This is a genomic window from Luteimonas huabeiensis HB2, from assembly GCF_000559025.1.
Lineage (GTDB): Bacteria > Pseudomonadota > Gammaproteobacteria > Xanthomonadales > Xanthomonadaceae > Luteimonas > Luteimonas huabeiensis.
Window position 1 is genome coordinate 23,023 of record NZ_JAAN01000044.1, and the last position, 17,511, is coordinate 40,533.

A 17,511-nucleotide genomic window follows, 5' to 3' on the forward strand; every position below is an offset into this window, starting at 1 on the left:
TCAGAAATCGGCGCGCAGGCCGAGGCTGATGCGCTTGCCCGACAGTTCGTACATCGTCGGGAACGACGGGTCCATGGTGTAGCCGGTGGTGGCCTCGTCGGTGAGGTTGATGCCCTTCAGGCTGATCTTCACCCGGTCGCTGATGCGGTAGCCGATCGAGGCGTCGAGCTGGCCGTAGGCGTCGCGCCAGATCGGGTACATGTTGTAGCCGATGCTCTCGACGTACTCGTCCTTGTGGTTGTAGGACAGGCGGGCGTCGAAGCGGTCGTTCTCGTAGTACAGGGTGAGGTTGTAGGTCTTCTCCGACAGCCCCGGCATCGGCGTGGCGATGCCGAGGTCGGACTCGCCGGCCAGCGAGCTGTCGAGCATCGTGTAGTTGGCGTTGATGCCGAAGCCTTCCAGCGCGGGATGCAGCATCGAGAACGGCAATTGCGCGATCAGCTCGACGCCGTCCACCTCGTAGCTGCCGTCGGCGTTGACCGGCTGGTAGACGTCGAAATCGTAGATGCCGTTGAGGGTGCCGTTGGCGTTGTAGACCGGCACGTCCTCGACCACGCCGGTCAGCGCGTTGACGACCACGCCCTCGATGGTCTTGCGGAAGTAGGACGCCGCCAGCAGGCCGCCGTTGTCGAGATACTTCTCCAGGCCGATCTCCCACTGCCGGGCGCGGGTCGGCTGCAGGTCCGGGTTGCCGTCGGTGAAGCGGAACGAGCTCCAGCTCGCGGTGCGCTTGTAGGCGATGTCGGTCAGCGCCGGGCGCATCAGCGTCTCGGAGGCGGCGGCGCGCAGCAGCAGGCCGTCGGCCAGCTCCGCGGTGGCGTTGAAGCTGGGCAGCAGGTCGGTGTAGCCGCCGTCGCGCGAGACCGGCGCGTCGGTGTAGCCGGTGCTGCCGTCGTCGTGCTGCACCGGGTGGTAGCCGGAGGAGGTCACCGCGGTATCGACCCAGCGCGCGCCGGCATTGGCCGAGACCGGCACCCGGCCCAGGTCGAAGGCCAGCTCGGCCATCGCGTAGACGCTGGTCACGTCCTCGTCGACGCGGTAGTACTGGCCGTCCTCGAACGGGGTGACGAAGCCGGGGTAGCGGAACGCGCCGCGCGCGTATTCGTTCGAGACCTGGCGCCAGGCAAGGTCCTTGGTGCGGTACTCACCGCCGGGCACGATGTCGCCGATCCACTCCAGCGGGCTGTCGGCCAGGGTGCGGGTGTTGGCCCAGGAGCTGTCGCCGGCGCCGGGCCCGGCGATCTTGGCCTCGCCGTATTCGCGCTCCTTCGACTTGTCGGTGCGGCGCGCGCCGAAGCGCACGGTGTGCAGCGCGGGCAGGAAGGCGAGGTCCATGGCTCGCGAGAAGTTCGCCTGGGCGGCGTACTTGTCGTCGCTGACCCGCTCCAGGGTGGTCTCGTAGGCCTCGAACAGGTAGCGCTCCGGCGCGTCGTACATGTCGATCGTGTCCGGGTTGTCGCTGGGAATCGTCTCGCCGCTGCGGCCGGTCCAGCGGGTGCGCGAGGGCGCGTAGGCGACGTGCTTGAGGTTGGCGTAGTCGAGCGTCTTCTCCGCGCCCGAGTAGCCGGCCATCGCGTCGATCCGCCACAGATCGCCGCGCCAGTCCATCGCCACGCTGTACTGGCGGTAGTCGGTCTCGGAAATGCGTTCCTTGCTCAGGAACTCGTGCTGGGTCGCGGTGTAGGAGACGTCGCGCAGCACCACGATGCCGTGCCGGGCCAGCGTCTCGGCGTCGTAGTCGTGGATGGTCTCCAGCGTGCTGCGGCTGGAGGCGGAGTAGGCCGCGGCGTCGTACTCGTCCTCGGTGGTGTCGTAGCCGCCGAGCATGGCGTCGAAGGTCAGGCTGAAGTTCGCGCTCGGCCGGTACTGCAGCGAGGCGGTGGCGCCCCACTTCTCCTGCTCGTTGAGATAGACGCGGTCGCCGACCTTGTCCTGGAACACGATCAGGTTGCTCTCGTCGGTGTCGGTGCGGTCGTCGATGACCACGCCGGCGTCGCGCTCCAGCACCGCCTCGGCCTGCTCGCCGCGCACGCCGGAGGCGCCCAGGAAGCGCGACATCGGGCGGAAGTTGATGCCGGAGGTGGAATCCGTGCGGTTGGTGCGCTCGGCGTGCGAGAACGAGGCCAGCGCGCCCCAGTCGCCCCAGGTGTCGCTGGCCAGGAAGGAGAACTTCGGATCGTTCTCGCCGGAGATGGAGTTGCGCGCGCCTTCGACGGAGGCGACCAGCTTGCGCCCCGCGTAGTCGAACGGCCGCGCGGTCGAGATCTGCACCGAGCCCGCGATGCCGCCTTCCTCGTCGGCGGCGGTCGGCGACTTCTGCACGGTCACCTGCTGGATGATCTCGGAGGCGAAGATGTCGAACTCGACGTCGCGGCCGCCGCTGCCCGAGGCGGTGGCCAGGTCGTTGATCGCCACGTGGGTGTAGTCCGAGGGCAGGCCGCGGATGTTGACGCGGCTGCCCAGGCCCTTGTTGCGCTCGATGGTCACGCCCGGCATGCGCTGCAGCGCCTCGGCCAGGTTCTGCTCCGGGAAGTCGGCGACGTCGGTGGCGACGATCGAATCGGAGAACGCCAGGTTGGCGCGCTTGATGTCCACCGCGCGCTCCAGGCTGCGGCTGTAGCTGCCGACCACTTCGACCTTCTCCAGTTGCAGCGGCGCCTGCGCGCCGAGGGCCGCGCCCGTGGTGGCCGGCGATGCGCTCGGCGCCGTCGCCGGTCCGGCCGCCGCCGGCGGCGCGGCGGCGCCGTCATCGGGCTCGATGGTCACGGTGCTGGCGTTGAGCCGACGATGGCGCAGGCCGGTGCCGGCGAGCATCCGCGTCAATCCTTCCTCGATCGGCAGGCCGGCATCGACGGCGTGCGTGCGCGGATTGCCCGCGGCCTCGGCGTTGTAGACGAACTGCAGGCCGGTCCGGCGCGACAGCGCGTCGAGCGCGCGATCCAGCGGCTGCGCCGGAATGGCGGGGGTGGCGGTCGCGCCCGCGTCCTGGGCGAGGACGGGCGCGGCCGTCTGCAGGGCGAGGGCGATCGAAAGAACGAGAAGTCGGCGCATCGTGGGGTCCGGTGAGGGTTGGCGGGGCGCGTGCGGCAGCGCGCGCGTACCGGACCTACGAGTGCGCGGGGCGGAAGTCGGGCACCGTTTTTCGATGAATTTTTTTTGACACCGGCGGCGCCCGCGCTCAGTGTCGGGCGGCCACGCGGACGAGATCGCCTTCGACAGTGGTGGCCAGCCCGGGCTGCCCGTCCAGGAACGCGCGCAGCGACGCCACGTCGCCGCCGCGCAGGCTGCCGGTCAGGCGCAATCTTCCCGCCGCCGCGTCTTCCACCTGGATGCGCACGCGATTGAGCCGGTTGAACTGGTCGGCCACCTCCTGCAGCGGCTCGTCGCGGAACACGATCCGGCCGTGCCACCACGCCGTCATCGCGGCGACATCCTCGCGGCTCACGCTGACGGCGCGGTCGCGATGGGCGATGCGCGCGCGCTGCCCCGCGCCCAGGTCGGCCAGCAGCCGGCCGTCGGCGACCACGTGCACGCGCCCCTCGACCACGTCCACGCGCGCCTGCTCGCGCCGCAGCGAGACGTCGAAGGTGGTGCCGATGTCGCGGATGCGCAGGCCGGCGGCCTCCACCGCGAACGGGCGGCGTTCGGCCGCGACCACGAAGCTCGCCTGCCCGCGGGTCAGTTCCACCCGGCGGGCGAAGGCGTTGAAGCGCGCGGCCAGCGCGCTCTGCGCATTGAGATGGACGAGCGTGCCGTCGGGCAGTTCGATCCGGCGCGGCGCGCCGTGCGCGGTGGCGTATTCGATGGTGCGCGGCCAGCCCAGGTGCGCCGCGATGCCCAGCCCCAGCACCAGGACCGCGGCCGCCGCGAACCGGGCGCCGCGCAGGCGCGACCGCGGTGCGGGCGCGGCGACCGCCCTGCGCGCGGGCAGCGGCAGCGCGACCACGTTGCCGCGCGGCGGCGCGTCGCCGGTCTCGGCCGGCATCGCGCGGATCGCCTCGCCCAGCTCGCCGGCGATGCGCGCGATCGCCAGGTACTCGCGCAGATGCCCGGGCGAGGCGGTGAGCCAGGCCATGAAGCGATCCCGTTCTGCCGCGTCCAGGGCGCCCTCGCGCTGCCGCGCGTGCCACTGCGCCGCCGCCAGGGTGGCGTCCGCCTCCATGCGATCGGGCCGCGTCATTCCGCCTCCGCATCGTCTCGCTGCGCCTGCCGGCACAGGAACAGGCCGCGGACCACGTGCTTCTTGACCATGTGCGGCGACACGCCGAGGCGCTCGGCGATCTGCCGGTAGCTCAGCCCGTCGCGATGCTGCATCACCAGCACCGCGCGCGTGCGCTCGGGCAGCGTGGCCAGCACCGCCTGCAGCCGCCGGCGCCGCTGCGCACGCTCGGCCGCGCGCTCGGCGCCGTCCTCCTCGGCCAGTTGCGCGGCGACGTGCTCCAGCTCCTCGATCGGCACCGGCATCCGGCGCCGGCGCGCGGCCTGCTCGCGCGCCAGGTTCGTCGCCACGGTGAAGAGATAGGCCTCGGGATTGGCGATCGCCTCGCCCCGCGCCTGGTGGGCGCGCAACAGGCGCAGGTAGGTCTCCTGCACGAGATCGTCGGCCTCGTCGTGCGCGCCGCGGCGGGCGAAGAACCCGCGCAGCACCGGCCGGTGTTCCGCGAACATGCGCGCAAAGCGCCGTTTTGCCTGCTCGGCCAATGCGTCGGTCCGCCCCTGGAGTGCGCGGCACCTTAGGCGCCGATCATGACGAAGCGGTGACCGCTTCATGCGCGCTGGCGCCCAAGGGCCAGAGATGCTCGATCCGGAAGGCCGCAGGCGATGGCGGGTGGCGGAGCTGCCGGGGTCGCGAACCGCACCTCGTCGCCGGTATTCTGCGACTCCTGGGCGTTCCGACCTGTCCGACACGACGCGGCGCAGGCGCCGTCCGGCAAGAGACGAGGATGGAAAGCGAGACCGCTTCAAGGATGATCGTGCCGGCCTATTGGGCCGAGGCGCGGCTGCAATCCCGCCTCGGCGGGCGCCGCGCGACCGTGCGGCGCTTCGGTTGGTCCGACGAGAGCCAGGCGGCGGCACAGGCGCATGCGCAGGCCCGTGCACAGGAGGCATTGGATCGCATCGCCGCGGGCGAGGCCCTGCCACGGCGAGAGCGGCGCTCGAACTACGGCGTGCATGGCGTGCCGATCCGCGAGCAGATCGTTGCGCGCTACCCCGATGGTGCCGCCGTCACGCGCAACAGCTACGGCGCACGATGCCTCAACTCGCCCAACGTCCTGTTCACCGACGTCGACTTCGCGCGTCGAGGGTCGGGCGCTCAGATCGCGATCGCATTGCTCGGAGCGTCTGTCGGGCTGGCGATTGGCATCTGGATCCAGGACTGGATCTGGCCGATCGTTCCCGCGTTCGCCGGATTGATTCTTTCCATCTGGCTGGCGGAACTCGTCCGCAGGTACCGTACGCACGAGGATCGCGCATTGGCGCGGTCCTTGAGGCGCGCCGAGGCGTTTTCGGTCGCCCATCCGGACTGGCATCTGCGCGTGTATCGCTCGCCTGGCGGTCTGCGCGTGATGGCGCTGCACCGCACGTTCGACCCCCTGGACCCCGAGGTGGCTGCGTGCTTCGACGCGCTGGGCACCGATCCCCTGTACGCGGTGCTGTGCAAAGCGCAACACTGCTTTCGTGCCCGGCTGACCGCCAAGCCGTGGCGTGCGGGCATCCGCCGGCGCATCCGCCCCCCGTCGGCGGCTTGGTCGCCGGAGCAGGCCGCCCTTCCTGGTCGGTTGGCCTGGATCGAACGCTACGAACGCGCCGCCTCCCGTTTCGCCGCCTGCCGCTTCCTGTATGCGCTGGGGAATACCGCATCCGTCGACCCTGTGGCCGATCGCATCCGCGCGTTGCACGACGATGAGACCGGTGCGCTGACCGCGCGACCGCTGGCCTAGGCCGCTTCATTCACGGGAATCGCTCATGCGCCACCGAACGTCCGCGCACGCGAGCGCGCTGCACCGCGATGGCGTCCTTCGCCCTCGCGCAGGCGCCCGCGCTCCTTCGCATTCTGTCGGGGTCCGGCTTCCGCACCCGCTACACTCCCGACTCCCCGTCTCCCGAATACCCGCATGTACCGAATCCTCGCGCCCCTGTGCCTGGCCGCCCTGCTGACCGCCTGCAGCGTTCCCGCCGAGCGCGGCGCCGGGGGCGCGTCGGCCGGTACCGCCTCGCGCTGCCAGGAGCGCGGCGGCGAATGGAAGGCGATGGGCCGGGCGGGGGTGGAGCAATGCGTGCTGCCGACCGCCGACGGCGGCAAGGCCTGCACCGACAATGCGCAGTGCGAAGGCGTCTGCCTGGCGCCGGAAGGGGCCACCGACGGCAGCCGCGCGACCGGTACCTGCAGCGCGAACAACGACGTCTTCGGCTGCCGCCAGCACGTCAGCCGGGGCACCGTGGTCGCGATCTGCGTGGACTAGGCGGGGCGACAGGCGCATCCCGGCCGGGGAGCTGCGCCCGTCCGACGCAGGCCCGCAGACGAGATCAGTTCATGTGGAATTTGATATAAGTCTCACAGGAAGGATCCGATGAAGCTGGAATGGCACGAACGGGCGCTGCGGGACCTGGAAGAGTATGCACAGCAGGGGCGTGCGCAGGCTCGGGAAGTCGGAAGGGTCTGGTGGCTGCTCGACCGGGCCGAATCCGCTGGATGGACCCGTTTCGACCCAGTTCCACCCCAACTGACCGAGGGCAAGGCGATGCGGTGGTTCGAGGCGGGGCGCTTGTGCGTGTTCCTGCGGGTCACACCGCCTATCGTGCGCGTCGCCGCGATGGGGATCGAGATCGAGGCAGGCACCGCTCGATTCGCGCATATCGCCGCCGTGGCGGCATCGAGGGTATGACCATGAGCAAGGATTGGATCGGACACGACGAAGCGACCGCACGGTTGCGCACGATCGCCGGCGTCGATGAAGGCGCCGCCCTGCAGCAGCGGATTTCCCGCCTGGGCGACCTGCTGCGGCAGGTTCGCGAAGCGCACTTGAAGCTGCCGCAGACCGAGGCGGCACGCCTGATCGGCATTCCGCAATCGGAGCTGAGCCGGCTCGAGGCAGGCACCGGTGCCCGCGGGCCGACCTTCGCCACGCTGACCGCCATCGTCGACAGCTACGAACGGTACCTGGCGCCGTCGGGCGTGACCCTCGACCTGACGCTCAACGTCACCGTCGATCAGGAAGAGTCCGCCCACTACCCGCTCGCCGGGCACCTGCTCCGCGCAGGCTGAAGATGGGGCCTGCATGGCTGCCGGACGCGGTGGGCACCCTTGCCGGCATCCTGCTGGCGCTGCCGGCTTGGCGAGCCGGCGCCATCCTGAAGGAAATCGATGCCATCGAGCGGCGAGCGAATGTGCGCCAGGCCGCCGCGACCCGGCCGGACTACGTCGACGACGCGACTGCCTCGCGCAAGATCGCCGATACCATGCTCGGCGTCGTCCGTAGATGGAGCCGCGTGGACGACCTCATGCTGAAGTCGGGCGTCGTCCTGCTGGCGGTTTCCTTCGCCATCCGGCTGTTCTAATCCGCCCAGCCAGGCATGCGCGGCGAGCGCCCACGGCCGCGGCGGCGCGCGATCGCCTGGCGCGATTTCGGTATGCTGCGGCGTCCCCTCGCTGCCGCGTTGCGCCGCCCGTGCCCCAGGCCCTGCTCCGACTGCTGCTCTGCGCCAGCCTGCTGATCAACGGCCTCGGTTCGGCGGTGGCATCGGCGCACGTGGCCCTGGCGTCGGAGGCGCTGGCGCGCTCCGCGGCCACCGCCGACGCCCACGCGCCCGCCGGGACGGACTGTCCGCACGCCGCGGCCGCCGCCGACGCCCCCGCCGATCCCGGCGGCCCTGCCGGGGCCGGCGAGGTGGACTGCATCGAGCGGTGCCTGGATCTCTGCCTGCAACACGCGCCGCTGGCGCCGGCGCCGCCACGCGCCGGCCCGCTGCCGCCGGCGTCCACGCTACGCGGGCAGGACCGCCCCGCGCCCGCGTCCCGGGCGCCGTTCCCGCCGACCCGGCCTCCCATCGCCGCCTGACGCCGGGGCGCCCGCGCCCTGCCCGCGTTCGCGCGCGCCGCCCGAGCGGCGCGTCCTTCGATGTCGACGACGCCCCGCCCGTGCCGGCGGGCCGTCGCCAGGAGTCCGCCATGCATCACGATCCTTCCCGCCCCGGGCACTGGGCGCGCGCGCCGCTGTCGCGCCGCCGCTTCGTCCAGGGCCTGGCCCTGGGCGGCGTCGCCCTCGGCGCCGCGGGCCTGCGCCTGCCGGCGTTCGCCGCCGAAACCGACGCGCGCTCCGGCCCGCAGGTCCTGCGCGGCAGCGAGTTCGACCTGTCGATCGGCGCCTCGCCGGTCGACTTCACCGGCCGCACCCGCCCCGCGGTCACCGTCAACGGCCGCCTGCCGGCGCCGATCCTGCGCTGGCGCCAGGGCGACACCGTCACCCTGCGCGTGACCAACCGCCTGCCCGACCTGCCGACCTCGATCCACTGGCACGGCATCCTGCTGCCGGCGAACATGGACGGCGTGCCGGGCCTGAGCTTCGACGGCATCCGCCCCGGCGAGACCTTCGTCTACCGCTTCCGGGTGCGGCAGTCGGGCACCTACTGGTACCACAGCCATTCGCTGTTCCAGGAACAGGCTGGCCTGTACGGCGCGCTGATCGTGGACCCGATCGAGCCGCTGCCCTACGCCTACGACCGCGAGCACGTGGTGCTGCTGTCGGACTGGACCGACCTCGACCCGGGCCGGCTGTTCCGCCGGCTGAAGCAGTACGCCGAGTACGACAACGTCTACAAGCCGACCGTGGGCGACTTCATCCGCGACGTGCGCCAGCAAGGCTGGGCCGCCACCGTGGCCGACCGCCGCGCGTGGGGGCGGATGCGGATGACCCCGACCGACCTCTCCGACGTCAACGCGCACACCTACACCTACCTCGTGAACGGCACGGCGCCGGCGGGCAACTGGACCGGCCTGTTCCGCGCCGGCGAGAAGGTGCTGCTGCGCTTCATCAACGGCTCGGCGATGACCTACTTCGACGTGCGCATCCCGGGGCTGAAGATGACCGTGGTCGCCGCCGACGGCCAGCCGATCCACCCGGTGACGGTGGACGAGTTCCGCATCGCGGTGGCGGAGACCTTCGACGTGATCGTCGAGCCCTCGGGCCAGGACGCCTACACCATCTTCGCCCAGGACATGGGCCGCACCGGCTACGCGCGCGGCACCCTGGCCGCGCAGGCGGGCCTGGAGGCGCCGATACCGGCGGTCGATCCGCGCCCGCTGCTGACCCTGGACGACATGGGCCATGGCGGCCATGCCGGCCACGGCGCGCACGCCGGCCACGGCGGCGCCGGCATGCAGGCGCACCCGGCCAGCGAGTCGCGCAACCCGCTGGTGGACATGCAGACCATGACGCCCGCGCCGAGGCTGGACGACCCCGGCATCGGCCTGCGCGGCAACGGCCGCCGCGTGCTGACCTACGCCGACCTGCGCAGCGTGGCCGGCGACGAGGACGGCCGCGACCCGGGCCGCGCGCTGGAGCTGCACCTGACCGGCCACATGGAGAAGTTCTCCTGGTCGTTCGACGGCATCCCGTTCTCCGGCGCCGAGCCGCTGCGGCTCGACTACGGCGAGCGCATGCGCATCGTGCTGGTCAACGACACGATGATGGCCCACCCCATCCACCTGCACGGCATGTGGAGCGACGTGGAAGACGCCGACGGCGCCTTCATGGTGCGCAAGCACACCATCGACATGCCGCCCGGCACCCGGCGCAGCTACCGCGTGCGCGCCGATGCCCTTGGCCGCTGGGCCTACCACTGCCACCTGCTCTACCACATGGAAGCCGGCATGTTCCGCGAAGTGCGGGTGGAGGAATGAACATGCGGACCCGCCCATTCCTGCCGTTCCTCGCATCCCCTGCACCGCTGGCGCTCGCCGTGCTGCTGGCGCTGCCGCAGCTCGCGCCCGCGCAGCACGAAGGCCATGCGGGCCATGCCCGGCACGATGCGCCGACGCCGGCCCCTGCGTCCGGCGCGCAGGACCCGCACGCCGGCCATGCCCACGGCGCGCACGGCGCACGGGCGCAGTCCGGCCCGGACGTGCCGGCGCGCGACGACGCGGCCCCTGCGAGCGCGCACGACCAGGCCGGCCACGGCGCGCACGAAGGCCATGCGGACCATGCCGGGCACGATGCGCCGACGCCGGTCCCCGCGTCCGGCACGCAGGGCCCGCACGCTGGCCATGCCCACGACGCGCACGGCGCACGGGCGCAGTCCGGGCACGCCGGGCAGGCCGAGCCGGCGCCGCAGACCGGTCATGCAGGTCACGCCGGCCACGACGCGCACGCGACGCAGCCCGGCGCGCACGACGCCCATGCCGCGCACGGCACCGCGCCGACGCAGCCGCGCACGCCGATCCCGCCGCTCACCGCGGCCGACATCGCCTCCGGCTTCCCGGTGCTCGACCACGGCGCCATGGAACACGCCTCGCCCACCACCACGATGGTGCGGTTCGACCGCCTGGAGGCCTGGGACGCCGACCACGGCGCCGGCCAGGCCTGGGAAGCCGCCGCCTGGATCGGCGGCGACCTCCACCGGTTGTGGCTGCGCAGCGAAGGCGAGCGCAGCGGCGGGCGCACGGCGTCGTCCGATCTCGAAGCGTTGTACGGCCGCAGCGTGAGCCCGTGGTGGGACGTGGTGGCCGGCGTGCGCCACGACGTCCGCCCGGACGCGCGCACCTGGGCCGCGTTCGGCGTGCAGGGCCTGGCGCCGTACCTGTTCGAGGTCTCCGCCACCGCCTACGTCGGCGACGGCGGCCAGGTGCAGGCCAAGGCGGAGGCCGAGTACGACGTGCGCTTCACCAACCGGCTGATCCTGCAGCCGTGGGTGGAGGCCACCGCCTCGCTGAAGGACGAGCCCGAGGCCGGCATCGGCTCCGGCCTCGGGAAGATCGAGGCCGGCCTGCGCCTGCGCTACGAGATCAGCCGCCGCTTCGCGCCCTACGTGGGCCTGGTGCACGAGCGCGCGTTCGGCGCGTCCGCCGATCTCGCCGAGGCCGCCGGCGGCCACGCACGCGACACTCGCGTGGTCGCCGGCGTCCGGCTCTGGTTCTGATCCCCGCGCCGTTCCGACTCCCTTTCCCCATACCTTCCGGAGACACCTGCCATGCGTACCACGACCTTCGCCACGCTCGCCCTGCTGATCGCCGCCACCGCACCCGCCGCCGCGCAGAACCACGACCATGCCGACCACGAGCCCGCACCCGCGGCGGCGCCGGCGGCCGGCGAGTTCGAGCGCCTCGACGCCAACCGCGACGGCTTCCTGCAGCGCGCCGAGCTGCCGGCCGACCACCCGCTGCTGCCGCACTTCGAGATGTCCGACCGAGACCGCAACGGCCGCCTCGACCGCCGCGAGTTCGACGCCGCGCAGCGGATGCGCTGACCGGCGGGCCGGCGCTCAGAACATCCGCAGGTAGCCCACGACGGCGTGCGTCCGCACGCCGTCGCCGCCCAACGGACCGGCGCGCAGGGACGCGCCGGCGCGTTCGGCGCCGAGATCGAGGAAGACCGCGTCGGCAGGGCCGAGCCGGCGGGCCAGGTGCAGGCCGACGCCCAGCGACACCGACGCGCCCGGCGCGTAGGCGGGCCGGCCCGTGCGCGCTTCCTCCGCGCGCACGCCGTGGTAGTAGCCGGCGGCGCGCGCATCGAGCCGCGTCGCGACCGCGCGCGGCGCCAGCCGCCAGCGGCCCAGATCGAACGCCCGCTGCGCGCGCAGCGCGGCGCGGCGGCCGTCGCTGTGGCCGGAAACGTCGGCGGTCCATTCCAGCGCCGCCTCGAACGCGCCGCGCCGCCAACGCAGCGAGGCGCCCGCCCACAGGGGAGCGCCGCGCTCGGCCATGCCGGCCAGCACCGGCGCATCGTCCGGCGCGTAGCCGTCCTGCGCGAGCGACGCCACCGCCGCCAGCGCGAACGCCTCGCCGGCGGCGAGATCGAACGAGGCGGCGTCGCCGTGCAAATGCAGTCGCCGGCCTTCGTAGACCGCGAACGGCCTCCAGCGCGTGCGCGCGGAGGCACCGCGGTAGGGCCGCTCGGCGTGCGCGATCGCCAGCCCGAGTCCCGTGCGCAACGGCCCGGCGGCAGGCTCGGCCGCCGCGGCGGCCAGCGACAGCGCGAGTGAGAGCGCGACGGCCGCTGCGCGACGGCGCATGCTCATTGCAGGCGGTCGAGCAGCGCCTGCGCGCCCTTGTCGATGCCGGTCCTGGCCGCGTCCAGCGCGCCGAGGCTGGCCCTGACGTTCATCGCGTTGGGATACTGCTTCTCAACGTAGGCCATCAGCAGTTGTCCGCTGGAGGCGTCGAGGATCTCCACCGCATAGCTGACCGAGCCCGACATCAGCCCCTCGCGCCCGCGCAGCGCCTGCACCGCGTTGTAGGGCCCGCCGCCGAGGTCGAACTTGGTGAAGGTGCTCAGGACCGGCGTGTTGGCCTTCGCGCCGGTGAGCGTGAGCCGTACCAGCAGCGCGTCGGCATTCGCGCGCGGCGGGATGTCGTAACGGCGGCGCAGGACGTCGATGAAGCGCCCGTGCATGTGCAGGGCCAGCTCGCGCCTGCGCTCGCGGTCCATGTCGCCGAACTGGTGGTCGGCCTGGTCGTAGAGGGAGACCGGCTCGACGATCGCGCCCGAGTAGCGGCCCCAGTCCACGCCCGGCGCACGGTAGAGGAAGGGCGTGCGGCCGTCCTCGTCGGCGGCGTTGGGCCGCATCAGCGTGGCGGACTCGACGCCCTGGTAGCGGACCGGCTGCGTCGTCGCGCAGCCGGCCAGGGCGAGGCAGGCGGCGGCGAGCGCCGCCGCGGGAGCGGGAATTCTGGACATGGGCTTGACCTCGGGGAAGGGCGACGGGCGCCTAAAGAGAACCGTACCGTACGGTCCATTATTGAACCGGCATTCCGCCGCCGTCAATAAAAATGTACAGTCCGGTCCTCTTTTGGGGAGAAAGGCGATGAAGGTCCGCACCGAGGCCAGGCGGGAGGCGATCGTCGACGCGGCCGCCGAGCTGTTCGGCGAGCTGGGTTACCAGGCCGCCTCGATGAACGAGCTGGCGCGGCGCCTGGGCGGGTCGAAGACCACGCTCTACGGCTACTTCCCCTCGAAGGAGGCCCTGTTCAGCGCGGTGGTACGCCAGCACGCCACCTCGCACATGTCCGAGGCGGCCGCGGAGCTGCAGGCCGGGGTCGAGGACGCGACTGGCCTGGAGGCGGCGCTGCACCGCTTCGGCGAGCGCATGCTGTTCGTGCTGACCAACGACCGCCGCGCGCTGACGGTCTACCGCATGGTGGTCGGCGAGGCCGGGCGCTCGGAGCTGGGCGAGCTGTTCTACGCCGCCGGTCCGAGCGAGGGCATCGCGGCGCTGGCGCGGCTGTTCTCCGCGGCGATGGCGCGCGGCTGGCTGCACAAGGCCGATCCGAAGACGCGCGCGCTGCAGTTCCTGGCCCTGATCACCGCAGAGATCAACGCGCGCGTGTACCAGCGCGACCCGGCGCCGCTGTCGCTGGCGCGCATCCGCGCGATGGTCGGGCGCGCGGTGGCCATGTTCCTGCACGGCGCCGCGGCGCGCGGCTAGGCGGCGCCCTCTCGCGACGCGCATCGGGCGAGGCTACAGTCTCCGCATGTTTCCGCTCTGGGTCCCCGCCCTCATCCTCGCGCTCGTCCTGGCCGCGCTCGTCTCGCTGGTGGCGGTCGCGGTCCAGTTGCTGCGCCTGCTGCATTGGGCGCTGCGCGCCGACGAGCGCACGCCGCAGACGCGGCCGCGCCTCGCCGGCCCGCTCCTGGCGCTCGCGTTCTCGGGCCTGGCCGTCGTCGACATGCCGCTTTTCGGGCCGCTGGAGATGCTGTCCGAGTTCCTCCCGATCTCCCGCTACTGGCGCGCGCAGGACGAGTACTCCGTGGCCCTGCTGGTCCTGACGGTGCTGTCCTGGATCTACGGGAACCGGGCCATGGACTGGGCGTGGCGGCGGATCCGCGGCCGGCGCGCGGACGGCGTGGCCGGCTAGCGCGCGTCGTGCCGGCGCTCGCGACGGCGCCGGACCGGCATCGGTGCCCGGTCCGCCGCGGCGGACGTGCGGGGTCCTCTACTCCGGGGCCGGGCCGGCGATCTGCTGCAGCTCGCCCAGCCCGCCGGGGGCGAGGTCGCGCAGCAGGTCCTCGAAGCCGCGGCCGACCAGGCGCTGCGCGCGGCGCAGCAGGATCGGCACCGGGCTCGAGGGTTCCTGGCGGGCGTAGTACTCGCACAGCTCCTCGATGCGCTCGACCACGTCGGCCGGGCCGGCGATGCGCCCGGGCGCCCGCGCCGCGGGCGCCGCGGCGCCGCCGGCATCCTCGGCCGCGCCGTCGCCGTCGGCCTGCGCGTCGTCGGCGGCAACGCCGGAACGCGCGGCCCACTGCGCCTGCAGGAAGCGGTCGAGCTCGTACAGGTCGGCCAGCAGCGGCTTGAGTTCGGGCGCGCGAATGGACAGCCGCTCGGCGAGCAGCGCGTCGATCGCGCGCGCATGCGCCAGCGCCTCGCGCGCGGCCTGGGCCGACGCCGCCAGGTGCGCCTCGGGGCAGTCCAGGCAGCAGGCCTCGATGTCGGCGAGCGAAGGCGGCGCGTCGCCGTCGCCGCCTGCGGGCTTCAGGCTGCCGCCGGCGATGCGCAGGTCGCGCAACGAGTACGGCCCCAGCCGGGGCGACTGCACGAACGGCGCGGCGCGCAGGTCGCGCAGCGCGCCGAGCGGGTCGGCCAGCGGCATCAGCGCGTTGACGCGTGCGGTCGGGTCGTCGTCGTCCTCGGCGTCGAGCTGCGGGTGCACCGGCCCCCACAGCCCGTCCAGCAACGCATGCACCAGCGCCAGGCCGTCGCACCAGCCGGGCAGGCCGCGCAGCCGCAGCCAGGCCGTGCACAGCACGATGGCCACGCGCAGGTCGCGGGTGCGCTCGAACAACGCCAGCGCCGACAGCGCCACCTTGTCCCAGTCCGGCTCCTCGGCCGCGACCACGCTGTCGCCGAACACGCGTTCCTCGCGCGGGGCGGCGGCGCGCTCCAGGACCATGAAGTCGGCGTCGTACTCCAGGTCGGGGCCGGCCGGCGCGTCCGCGTCGAGCGGCGCGGCCAGCGCGGCGATGTCCACGGCGGCGTTCATGGGCATTGCTCCGGCAGCGTGCGGTTCATGTCATGGGGCCTGCAGGCATTCGGGCGCCGGGAAGTCCGGATCGCACTCGGGCTGCTGGTCCTCCGGCAGGCGGATGCCCGCGCCGATCACGCCGTAGGGGCGGTAGTTGGAGGCATCGGCGCCGACATCGACGTAGCCGACGTCGCGGCGGCTGCTGCTCTGGATGCGCCCGGCCCAGATCGAGGCCGGCACGTTCACCGCAAAGGCGCCGATCACCGGCAGCACCGAGCCGTCGGCGCGCACCGCGTAGAAGTACGCCGGCGGCAGGCCGATCGCCTCCACCCGCTGCGGATCGACGCCGACCACGCGGATCGGCGCGTCCTGCGCGCCGATGCGCCCGCTCGCGGCCCAGGTGCCGGCGCCGTTGCGCAGGGAGACCTCGCCGGACTGCAGCAGATCGCCCTCCACCCGCAGGTAGGTCGCGGCGGTACCGGCGTCCACGGTGTAGGCGCTGCCGCCCAGCGAGGTCAGGGTCAGCGAGCGGCCGTTGGTCAGGCTGAAGCCGGCGCGGGCGACGAAGTCGCCGAGCGCATCGACCTGGTTGTCCATGAACCGCCCGCCGTCGCCCAGCGCCACCGCGCCACCGGCCTGGCCGCTGAGCGTCCGCGCATCGATGGCGCCGCCCGCGCCGCCGGCGATGCCGCCGCCGGCCTCCAGCCGCACGTCGGTGGCAGCGAGCCGGCCCTCGATCGTCAGGTCGCCGGCGACCGTCAGCATCGCGCGCGCGCCGCCCTCGACCGGGCCCGCGATCCGCAGCGGACCGGCGACGGCCAGTTCCAGGCCCTGCGCGGCGTACGCGCCGAGGGTGCCGATGCGGTTGGCGCCGCCCAGACGCGTCGAGCCGACGGAATCGCCGGTCAGCGTGCCCGCGGCCAGCGCGCCGCCGGTCTGCGCGATGTCGCCGCCGCTCGACAGCGACAGCGTGCCGCCCGCCTCCACGTCGTGGCCGAGGCCGAGGCCGGCGGCACCGGCCAGCGACACCTCGGCGCCGCGCAGCGCGCCGGCGGTGTCCAGGCGGCCGCCGAGCGAGGCCAGGCGCAACGCGCCCGCGCCGGTCTCGATGGTCTGCGCGGGCAGCGACAGCGTGCCGCCGGCGACCAGGCGCACGTCGCGGTCGGCGCCGGAGGCGAGGCCGGCGACGACGAGATCGCCGGCGTCGCGCACCGACACTGCGCCGCCGGCGAGCGAGACCGCGCCGGCGAAGTCGTTGCCGGCGTGGTCGAGCACGATGTCGCCGGCGCCGGCGTCGATCCGGCTGGCGCCGCCCACGGCCAGCGCGCCGGACTGGCCGATGCCGCCGCCGGCGCGCGCGTCCAGCTCGCCGCCGATGCGCCCCTCGCCGAGCGAGAGCGCGCCGCCGCTGGCGACCCGCAGCCCGTCCACCGCCAGCGTGCCGAGCGCGAGCGCGTTCGCGTCGCGGATCGCGGCCGCGCCGCCGGCCAGGTGCACGGTGCCGGCGAAGTCGTTGCCGGCCTGATCCAGCGCGATGGCGCCGCCGCCGGCATCGAGCGCGGCGTCGCCGCCGACCGAGAGCGCGCCGGACTGGCCGATGGCGCCGCCGCCGCTCGACGCCGTCAGCGCGCCGCCGATGCGGCCGGCGCCGAGGCCGAGTTCGCCCGCGGCGACGACCGCCAGCGCCCCGGCCACGTCCACCGCGCCGAGCGAGAGCGCATTGGCATCGCGGATCGAGACCGAACCGGCGCGCAGATCGACCGGCCCGGCGAAGTCGTTGCCGGCCTGCGCCAGCGTCGCCTCGCCTGCGCCCGCGTCCACCGTGGTGCGGCCGGCAGCGACGATGCGGCCGCCGCCCTGCGCGATCGCGGCATCGCGCGCGGCGAGGCCCAGCGCACCGCGCGCATCGACGTCGTGGCCCAGCGCCAGGCCGTCGCGGCCGGTCAGGGTCACGTCGCCTCCCGCCAGCGCGCCGGCGGTGGCCAGCGCGCCGCCCTGCGAGGCCAGCGTCAGCGCACCGCTGCCGGTATCGATCGCTTGCGCCGGCAGCGACAGCGTGCCGCCGGCGACGAGGCTCACGTCGCGGTCGGGCCCGGAGACCAGCGACGCCACCGTCAGATCGTTGGCGTCGCGCACGGCCACCGCGCCGCCGCGCAGCTGCACCGCGCCGGCGAAGTCGTTGCCGGCATGGTCCAGTGCGATGTCGCCGGCGCCGGCATCCAGCGCCGCGGTCCCGACCCGCCATGCCGCCGACTGCGCGATCCCGCCCTCGGCCACCGCGACCCGCAGGTCCTGCGCGGCCAGCGTCGAGTCCGCCGAGAACGCGTTCGCGT

Annotated in this window: 17 protein-coding genes and 1 pseudogene; 11 read left to right on the plus strand and 7 right to left on the minus strand. The window is 73.5% G+C overall.

Annotated elements, in window-relative coordinates; translation table 11 throughout:
- From Z164_RS0117610 to Z164_RS0117620, 3 genes are all read right to left on the minus strand, one after another.
- The gene (locus Z164_RS0117610) at positions 1-3,051 is read right to left on the minus strand and encodes a TonB-dependent receptor (RefSeq protein WP_024891995.1); all 3,051 of its coding nucleotides are present in this window, start codon (positions 3,049-3,051) and stop codon (positions 1-3) included.
- Positions 3,052-3,178: 127 nt separating this feature from the next.
- On the minus strand, positions 3,179-4,180 hold the full coding sequence (locus Z164_RS0117615) for a FecR family protein (RefSeq protein WP_024891996.1): 1,002 nt from the start codon (positions 4,178-4,180) through the stop codon (positions 3,179-3,181).
- Positions 4,177-4,668: an RNA polymerase sigma factor gene (locus Z164_RS0117620; protein WP_081770252.1), complete on the minus strand. Its 492-nt coding sequence runs from the start codon at positions 4,666-4,668 to the stop codon at positions 4,177-4,179. Before Z164_RS0117620 ends, Z164_RS0117615 begins: the two co-directional genes overlap by 4 nt.
- A gap of 275 nt (positions 4,669-4,943) precedes the next feature.
- Here Z164_RS0117620 and Z164_RS0117625 point away from each other — a divergent pair, with 275 nt between their 5' ends.
- From Z164_RS0117625 to Z164_RS0117665, 9 genes are all read left to right on the plus strand, one after another.
- The gene (locus Z164_RS0117625; protein WP_236621828.1) at positions 4,944-5,942 is read left to right on the plus strand and encodes a hypothetical protein; all 999 of its coding nucleotides are present in this window, start codon (positions 4,944-4,946) and stop codon (positions 5,940-5,942) included.
- A 174-nt stretch (positions 5,943-6,116) separates the two neighbouring features.
- Positions 6,117-6,464 carry a hypothetical protein gene (locus tag Z164_RS0117630; RefSeq protein WP_024891999.1) on the plus strand — a complete coding sequence of 116 codons (348 nt, stop codon included), beginning with the start codon at positions 6,117-6,119 and terminating at the stop codon, positions 6,462-6,464.
- 108 nt (positions 6,465-6,572) lie between these two features.
- A complete protein-coding gene (locus Z164_RS22865; RefSeq protein ID WP_024892000.1) occupies positions 6,573-6,887 on the plus strand; it encodes a hypothetical protein in 315 nt (104 codons plus the stop codon).
- A 2-nt stretch (positions 6,888-6,889) separates the two neighbouring features.
- Positions 6,890-7,267 carry a helix-turn-helix domain-containing protein gene (locus Z164_RS22870; protein ID WP_043690765.1) on the plus strand — a complete coding sequence of 126 codons (378 nt, stop codon included), beginning with the start codon at positions 6,890-6,892 and terminating at the stop codon, positions 7,265-7,267.
- Positions 7,268-7,269: 2 nt separating this feature from the next.
- A complete protein-coding gene (locus tag Z164_RS0117645) occupies positions 7,270-7,560 on the plus strand; it encodes a hypothetical protein (protein ID WP_024892002.1) in 291 nt (96 codons plus the stop codon).
- A gap of 110 nt (positions 7,561-7,670) precedes the next feature.
- Positions 7,671-8,060 carry a CopL family metal-binding regulatory protein gene (locus tag Z164_RS22665; RefSeq protein ID WP_024892003.1) on the plus strand — a complete coding sequence of 130 codons (390 nt, stop codon included), beginning with the start codon at positions 7,671-7,673 and terminating at the stop codon, positions 8,058-8,060.
- Between the two features lie 110 nt (positions 8,061-8,170).
- The gene (locus Z164_RS0117655; RefSeq protein ID WP_024892004.1) at positions 8,171-9,901 is read left to right on the plus strand and encodes a copper resistance system multicopper oxidase; all 1,731 of its coding nucleotides are present in this window, start codon (positions 8,171-8,173) and stop codon (positions 9,899-9,901) included.
- Between the two features lie 2 nt (positions 9,902-9,903).
- The gene (locus tag Z164_RS0117660) at positions 9,904-11,136 is read left to right on the plus strand and encodes a copper resistance protein B (protein WP_043690768.1); all 1,233 of its coding nucleotides are present in this window, start codon (positions 9,904-9,906) and stop codon (positions 11,134-11,136) included.
- A gap of 51 nt (positions 11,137-11,187) precedes the next feature.
- Positions 11,188-11,463 (plus strand): hypothetical protein, encoded by a 276-nt coding sequence (locus Z164_RS0117665; RefSeq protein ID WP_024892006.1) that lies wholly within the window; start codon positions 11,188-11,190, stop codon positions 11,461-11,463.
- A 15-nt stretch (positions 11,464-11,478) separates the two neighbouring features.
- Here the strand turns inward: Z164_RS0117665 and Z164_RS21535 are convergent, their stop codons facing one another.
- Together Z164_RS21535 and Z164_RS0117675 are read right to left on the minus strand one after the other, a co-directional pair.
- Complete coding sequence (locus Z164_RS21535; protein ID WP_024892007.1) at positions 11,479-12,234, minus strand: MipA/OmpV family protein; 756 nt, start codon at positions 12,232-12,234, stop codon at positions 11,479-11,481.
- Positions 12,231-12,893 carry a DUF3313 domain-containing protein gene (locus Z164_RS0117675; RefSeq protein ID WP_024892008.1) on the minus strand — a complete coding sequence of 221 codons (663 nt, stop codon included), beginning with the start codon at positions 12,891-12,893 and terminating at the stop codon, positions 12,231-12,233. The genes Z164_RS21535 and Z164_RS0117675 overlap by 4 nt, the downstream gene beginning before the upstream one ends.
- A 127-nt stretch (positions 12,894-13,020) precedes the next feature.
- Between Z164_RS0117675 and Z164_RS0117680 the strand changes: the two genes are divergently transcribed.
- Positions 13,021-13,641 carry a TetR/AcrR family transcriptional regulator gene (locus tag Z164_RS0117680; RefSeq protein ID WP_024892009.1) on the plus strand — a complete coding sequence of 207 codons (621 nt, stop codon included), beginning with the start codon at positions 13,021-13,023 and terminating at the stop codon, positions 13,639-13,641.
- Between the two features lie 46 nt (positions 13,642-13,687).
- A complete protein-coding gene (locus Z164_RS0117685; protein ID WP_024892010.1) occupies positions 13,688-14,071 on the plus strand; it encodes a hypothetical protein in 384 nt (127 codons plus the stop codon).
- A 78-nt stretch (positions 14,072-14,149) separates the two neighbouring features.
- Here the strand turns inward: Z164_RS0117685 and tssA are convergent, their stop codons facing one another.
- Positions 14,150-15,196, minus strand: coding sequence for a type VI secretion system protein TssA (tssA, locus tag Z164_RS0117690; protein ID WP_024892011.1), 1,047 nt, complete (start codon positions 15,194-15,196; stop codon positions 14,150-14,152).
- 30 nt (positions 15,197-15,226) lie between these two features.
- A pseudogene (locus tag Z164_RS22875) lies at positions 15,227-17,511 on the minus strand (filamentous hemagglutinin N-terminal domain-containing protein); the annotation flags it as partial.

Coding starts and splice junctions, on each gene's coding strand:
- Z164_RS0117610 (WP_024891995.1), bottom strand. CDS start 3,051: ATGCGCCGACTTCTCGTTCTTTCGATCGCCCTCGCCCTGCAGACGGCC.
- Z164_RS0117615 (WP_024891996.1), bottom strand. CDS start 4,180: ATGACGCGGCCCGATCGCATGGAGGCGGACGCCACCCTGGCGGCGGCG.
- Z164_RS0117620 (WP_081770252.1), bottom strand. CDS start 4,668: ATGTTCGCGGAACACCGGCCGGTGCTGCGCGGGTTCTTCGCCCGCCGC.
- Z164_RS0117625 (WP_236621828.1), top strand. CDS start 4,944: ATGGAAAGCGAGACCGCTTCAAGGATGATCGTGCCGGCCTATTGGGCC.
- Z164_RS0117630 (WP_024891999.1), top strand. CDS start 6,117: ATGTACCGAATCCTCGCGCCCCTGTGCCTGGCCGCCCTGCTGACCGCC.
- Z164_RS22865 (WP_024892000.1), top strand. CDS start 6,573: ATGAAGCTGGAATGGCACGAACGGGCGCTGCGGGACCTGGAAGAGTAT.
- Z164_RS22870 (WP_043690765.1), top strand. CDS start 6,890: ATGAGCAAGGATTGGATCGGACACGACGAAGCGACCGCACGGTTGCGC.
- Z164_RS0117645 (WP_024892002.1), top strand. CDS start 7,270: ATGGGGCCTGCATGGCTGCCGGACGCGGTGGGCACCCTTGCCGGCATC.
- Z164_RS0117655 (WP_024892004.1), top strand. CDS start 8,171: ATGCATCACGATCCTTCCCGCCCCGGGCACTGGGCGCGCGCGCCGCTG.
- Z164_RS0117660 (WP_043690768.1), top strand. CDS start 9,904: ATGCGGACCCGCCCATTCCTGCCGTTCCTCGCATCCCCTGCACCGCTG.
- Z164_RS0117665 (WP_024892006.1), top strand. CDS start 11,188: ATGCGTACCACGACCTTCGCCACGCTCGCCCTGCTGATCGCCGCCACC.
- Z164_RS21535 (WP_024892007.1), bottom strand. CDS start 12,234: ATGAGCATGCGCCGTCGCGCAGCGGCCGTCGCGCTCTCACTCGCGCTG.
- Z164_RS0117675 (WP_024892008.1), bottom strand. CDS start 12,893: ATGTCCAGAATTCCCGCTCCCGCGGCGGCGCTCGCCGCCGCCTGCCTC.
- Z164_RS0117680 (WP_024892009.1), top strand. CDS start 13,021: ATGAAGGTCCGCACCGAGGCCAGGCGGGAGGCGATCGTCGACGCGGCC.
- Z164_RS0117685 (WP_024892010.1), top strand. CDS start 13,688: ATGTTTCCGCTCTGGGTCCCCGCCCTCATCCTCGCGCTCGTCCTGGCC.
- tssA (WP_024892011.1), bottom strand. CDS start 15,196: ATGAACGCCGCCGTGGACATCGCCGCGCTGGCCGCGCCGCTCGACGCG.